Origin of the sequence: Wolbachia endosymbiont of Mansonella perstans (assembly GCF_020278605.1) — a bacterium.
In the GTDB taxonomy this organism is placed as follows: Bacteria; Pseudomonadota; Alphaproteobacteria; order Rickettsiales; family Anaplasmataceae; genus Wolbachia.
Genome location: NZ_JACZHU010000076.1, coordinates 1 through 5,015, shown reverse-complemented (window position 1 = coordinate 5,015; position 5,015 = coordinate 1). Strand labels below are relative to the sequence as shown.

6 protein-coding genes are annotated in these 5,015 nt (G+C 36.6%); 1 reads left to right on the top strand and 5 read right to left on the bottom strand.

Going from position 1 to position 5,015, the window contains the following annotated elements; all coding sequences use genetic code 11:
• Positions 1-84: 84 nt before the first annotated feature.
• From IHO13_RS04440 to trmD, 4 genes are all read right to left on the bottom strand, one after another.
• Entirely contained in the window at positions 85-891 is an 807-nt protein-coding gene (locus tag IHO13_RS04440) for a phosphoribosylformylglycinamidine synthase subunit PurQ (protein ID WP_225538458.1), read from the bottom strand.
• 3 nt (positions 892-894) lie between these two features.
• Positions 895-2,145, bottom strand: a complete 1,251-nt coding sequence (gene pstA, locus IHO13_RS04435; protein WP_225538457.1) for a phosphate ABC transporter permease PstA — start codon at positions 2,143-2,145, stop codon at positions 895-897.
• 61 nt (positions 2,146-2,206) lie between these two features.
• Entirely contained in the window at positions 2,207-2,590 is a 384-nt protein-coding gene (gene rplS, locus IHO13_RS04430) for a 50S ribosomal protein L19 (protein ID WP_225538456.1), read from the bottom strand.
• Positions 2,574-3,281, bottom strand: coding sequence for a tRNA (guanosine(37)-N1)-methyltransferase TrmD (trmD, locus tag IHO13_RS04425; protein WP_225538455.1), 708 nt, complete (start codon positions 3,279-3,281; stop codon positions 2,574-2,576). Before trmD ends, rplS begins: the two co-directional genes overlap by 17 nt.
• A gap of 69 nt (positions 3,282-3,350) precedes the next feature.
• On the opposite strand from trmD, the gene purC reads away from it, so the two are divergent.
• Positions 3,351-4,073, top strand: a complete 723-nt coding sequence (purC, locus tag IHO13_RS04420; protein WP_225538454.1) for a phosphoribosylaminoimidazolesuccinocarboxamide synthase — start codon at positions 3,351-3,353, stop codon at positions 4,071-4,073.
• Here purC and purM read toward each other — a convergent pair.
• A partial coding sequence (purM, locus tag IHO13_RS04415; protein WP_225538453.1) for a phosphoribosylformylglycinamidine cyclo-ligase occupies positions 4,074-5,015 on the bottom strand: 942 nt, incomplete at its 5' end.

The window sequence follows — 5,015 nt, the reverse complement described above, 5'->3', positions numbered from 1 at the left end:
TACTATGATAAGGAAACTGGAGAAATCTTTAAGTAGTTTCTTTCGTTTCTATTGACATCGTTTACTATGTAACACTGTGTTGTATTACAATGCTTGCGTGAAATATTTCAGTGCATTTTCAAATATAAGCATTCCATCGCCATATTTTGGCATAGCGGCACCCAAGCGCTTGCACTTCTCTTTTTCAAGCGGCCAGTTGTCCTGTTGAGTGAAAAATATTCCCCTCTCTGGGTGAGGCATTAAAGCCAGTACTCTACCACTTTTACCTGATAAGGCTGCCAGATCGTACATAGATCCGTTTGGATTGGAAGGAAACTGCAAGTTGGCGTAGTTACCATCTTCATCAACGTAACGCAGCACAACGGAATTGTTTTCAATCAATTGATCCAAAACACTCTGATCCATAAAAAACTTGCCTTCTCCATGAGCAATAGGAAGATACAGCTCATTTAGGTTCTGTAGCCAAACAGAATTACTTTGTGGGCTAACTTTCACTCTAATCCAACGGCATTGATAATTACCTACATCATTGCATATTAAAGCCAGGTTAGAGAATTCTGGAATTAGTTTTACTAATACCTGACAACCATTACATACTCCTATAACAAGCTTATCCTGAGATAAAAAATCTTGAAACTCACCCAACAAATTATTTTTAATGCGCAGAGCAAATGCATTACCAGCACCAGTGTCATCACCGTAGGAAAAACCTCCTGGAATTGCTAGTATATTACTTGATTTTAGTTCACCTGGATTATCTATGATCTCATTAATATGAACGATCTTCACTTCTACATTGTTGATACCAAGTTTTCTACTACATTCTATAAATGCAAACGCAGTTTCCTTCTCACAGTTCAAGCCATAACCAGATAAAATAATAATTTTCATGAATTAAAAATTAAAAAACTCGATTTTTCTTTTTACAAAATTTGCTACTAAATTCAGAGCGAACAACATTATCAACAAAGCCATAATTGCAATAGTAGCAAGCTCAACAAATGCAATTTCAGGACTACTTGACCATATGTATATTTGTACAGGCAAAACAGTTGCTGGGTCAAAAAAGGATGCTGGTGTGTCAGCTATAAATGCTACCATACCTATCATAAGTAAAGGAGAGGACTCACCCAAAACTCTTGCAACTGCAAGCACAGCGCCATGTATTATTCCCGGTAATGCAATCGATAGAGAGTGATCCAATATTACCTTGATGTGAGACGCTCCAAGAGCAAAAGCTGCATCTTTTATTGTAATAGGAACATTCGCAAAGGCATTTTTTGTTGCAATTATAATGTTAGGTAACATAATAAATGAAAGAGTCATTCCACCAACAAGTGGCGAAGAACGAGGTAACCCAAATATACCAAGGTAGAGAGTTAAACCTACCACACCAAATATTATCGAAGGCACTGCAGCAAGATTATTTATACTAACCTCTACAATGCTAGTTATTATATTGTTCCTAGGCATAAATTCGTGAAGATAGATGCCTGACATAATTCCTATTGGTAATGCCAAAGCTAGACATACCATAACCGTCATTAATGAGCCGATGAATGCTCCTAAAATCCCTGCATTTTCAGGTTCACGAGAATCAGATTTAAGAAATAAAGACTTATTAAAGAACTTTTTCACTCTCCCCTTTTCTTTTAGCCAACTAAGCAGTTCAGCATAATGACCATTGAAATATCTATCTTTGTTTATTGAATTGATTATACTTGATGCAGTAAACCAGATTTCATACTCACCACTGTGCTTCACTTTCCCAAGAAAAAAATCCTCTAGCTCCTTGTAAGAATTACGACTTAAAATCTCGTCATTACTTCTGAAACCGGTCCCCTTAAACACTTTACTTAGAGAATCATTAAGTAAGTCAATGGACTTATATCGTAAATCACTAGGATTATCTGCCAAAGCAAAATCAGCAATTATTTCAACCGGTAACAAAATCTTCGTTATTGTTAATGCGCTATAAGAGTTAATTAATATGCTCAACAATATGCATATAGGACAACCAAGCGAAACAAGTAACGTTACAAGAGAACAGAAATACAATGTTCTATTCCTTTTGTTTTTTCTTCTTATGCGAGCATGTACGCGCCTAGATTGAAGCAGTTTGAGGAATTTTGTCTTTATACTCATCTATTTTCAGTCTCTTCCTATTGCCTCAGCACATCAAGAACCGAAACAATACCGTTTTTTATCAAAGCTGCTTAGGCTTAACGCTTTTGCAAGTAGTACGCTCCTTTATCCTCGCAGCTTTTCCAAATAGCTTACATAAGTAGTACAATTTCGCTCTACGAACTTTCCCCCTTCTTGTCACTTCCACTGAAACTAACGCAGGAGAATAAATAAAAAATTGTGATACTATACTTTCCCCATGACTCACTTTTCTAACCGCAAAGGAAGAATGTAATCCACGATTTCTTTTTGATATACATACACCTTCAAATATTTGCATACGTCCGCTTGCACCGTCAACCACTTTAAAAGTGATCTTCAAATCATCACCAGGACGAAACTCCGGCAATTCTTTAGCCAACACTTGCATTTGCTGCTTATTGAACTTTTCAAGTAAATCTACCATTTATATCTCCATCTAATAACTCAGGTCTACGCTTTTTTGTTATAGCTTGAGACTGTTTACGCCTCCAATCACTTATTTTTTTGTGATTACCAGACAACAGAACCTCAGGCACTTCATGTTCTCTCCACTGCTTAGGTTTAGTATATTGAGGGTAATCAAGCATACCACCACCATAACTAAAACTTTCTTCAGCAATACTATCAGAATTATTCACTACACCAGGAAGAAGCCTAACACATGCATCAAGAACTACCATGGCAGCCGGCTCGCCCCCTGAAAGTATATAATCTCCGATACTTAACTCATAAGGAGTATACTCATCAATCACTCTTTGGTCAATACCCTCAAATCGACCACATAACATTGTTATATGAGTAAGTCCTATCAACTCTTTTGCAATGCTTTGATTAAATCTCGTGCCAGATGGAGTCATACAAATAAATTTAGTATCCCTATGAGCGGTGAGCACACTATCAATTGCATCACCAGTAACATCAGGGCGCATAATCATTCCTGCCCCACCTCCATATGGAACATCGTCTACTGTTGAGTGTTTATCCTTAGCAAAGGAACGAATATTTACCACTTCAAGATCCCATATTTTCTCTTCTAACGCTTTTCTAGCAAGGGAATAGTTCAAAAATCCAGGAAACATTTCTGGAAATATGGTTAATATTGTAACATTGAACATCTTTGCAAATTTATAGTAAACTTAGGCAGTAAATTGATGTAATATCTACAATATATAGTTAAATTAAATATGATGCCAGGCAAAATAATATACGAAGGTAAAGCGAAATCTATTATTAAAGCTAAAGATCCGTTAACCGTTATACAGCACTTTAAAGATGACGTAACAGCCTTCAATAAAGAAAAATATGAAGTTATTGAGGGTAAGGGAATAATCAACAACTTCATTAGCGCTTTTATCATGGAAAAACTTGAGAAAGCAGGAATTGACACGCACTTTATAAAAACTCTGAATGAAAGAGAGCAGTTAGTTAAAAAACTAAAGATTATACCTCTTGAAATAGTAGTGAGGAATACCACAGCCGGTAATTTTTGCAAACGTTTTAATCTAAAAGAAGGCGAGAAGCTCACATCTCCTATAATCGAATTTTTCTATAAAGATGACAATCTGGCTGATCCAATGGTAAACGAAAACCACGTGCTATATTTTGGCTGGCTATCTCATGAAGAAATGGAAGAGGTTAAAACTACAACCTCAAAAATCAATACAATTCTAATTGACTTATTTTTAAATGCAGGAATAGATTTAGTCGACCTCAAATTAGAATTTGGCAGGCTAATGAGCGATAGAACAAAGGTCATTCTAGCTGACGAGATCAGTCCTGACAATTGCAGGTTATGGGATAACAGTACTCACAAAAAACTAGATAAAGATGTCTTCCGTTTAAGTTTAGGAAACCTAAAGGAAGCATATTTAGAAGTTGCAGAAAGGCTGTCAGTAAAGTTAGTCTAACTAAAGTGCTACTTTATCAAGCGGTGGTTTATACTTCTCATGAAGCTCTCCTATAATTTCAATCTTTTCTCCACGTTTTTGGAAATGATTTTTTACACCTTGCATATTCTCAGGATCTACAATCAATACCATACCAATACCACAATTGAATGTCTTTAACATTTCCCTCTTCTCTACTTTACCCTCTTTTATCAGCCACAAAAATATATCTGGCCATTCCCAAGAACCAATGTCTATGTCGGCAAACAAATCTTCTGGAAGAATCCGTGGAACATTATCTATCAAGCCACCACCTGTGATGTGTGCAATACCTTTTACCTTTGACATAATAGGCAATAAAGAATCAGCGTATATTTTTGTTGGTTCGAGTAGTATCTCACTCCAGGTTCTATTATTCCACGGAGATAAGTCATTATAATTTATGCCTAAACCTTTAAAAATATGTCGCACCAAAGAAAACCCATTCGAGTGAACCCCTCTCGACTCCAATCCAACTATACAGTCCCCTTTCTTCATAGCGTTACATTTTGGAAGGATCTTACTTTTATCGACCACTCCAACTACAAATCCTGCAAGGTCATAGTGATTATTACTATACATTCCAGGCATTTCTGCAGTCTCTCCACCAACTAATCCCATATTAGCCTGTTTACATCCTTCTGCAATGCCCTGAACTATAGATAATAGAACATCTTTACTTAAAATACCTGTTGCGAAATAATCGAGGAAAAATAAAGGTGTTGCTCCTTGCGCAAGTAAGTCATTCACACACATTGCAACTAGGTCTATACCTATAGTACCATGTTCGTTTACTTCTTGAGCTATCAACAGCTTTGTACCCACCCCATCAGTTGAAGAAACGAGCACTGGATGGTCATATTTTTTACTCAGCTCAGCGAAATCGAACAGCGCGGAAAATGAACCTTCTCCGCTAATGATCTC

Bases quoted from the DNA above. Each gene is read 5' to 3' on its own strand.
- rplS (WP_225538456.1), bottom strand. From the start codon at position 2,590: ATGGTAGATTTACTTGAAAAGTTCAATAAGCAGCAAATGCAAGTGTTG.
- IHO13_RS04440 (WP_225538458.1), bottom strand. From the start codon at position 891: ATGAAAATTATTATTTTATCTGGTTATGGCTTGAACTGTGAGAAGGAA.
- trmD (WP_225538455.1), bottom strand. From the start codon at position 3,281: ATGTTCAATGTTACAATATTAACCATATTTCCAGAAATGTTTCCTGGA.
- purC (WP_225538454.1), top strand. From the start codon at position 3,351: ATGATGCCAGGCAAAATAATATACGAAGGTAAAGCGAAATCTATTATT.
- pstA (WP_225538457.1), bottom strand. From the start codon at position 2,145: ATGAGTATAAAGACAAAATTCCTCAAACTGCTTCAATCTAGGCGCGTA.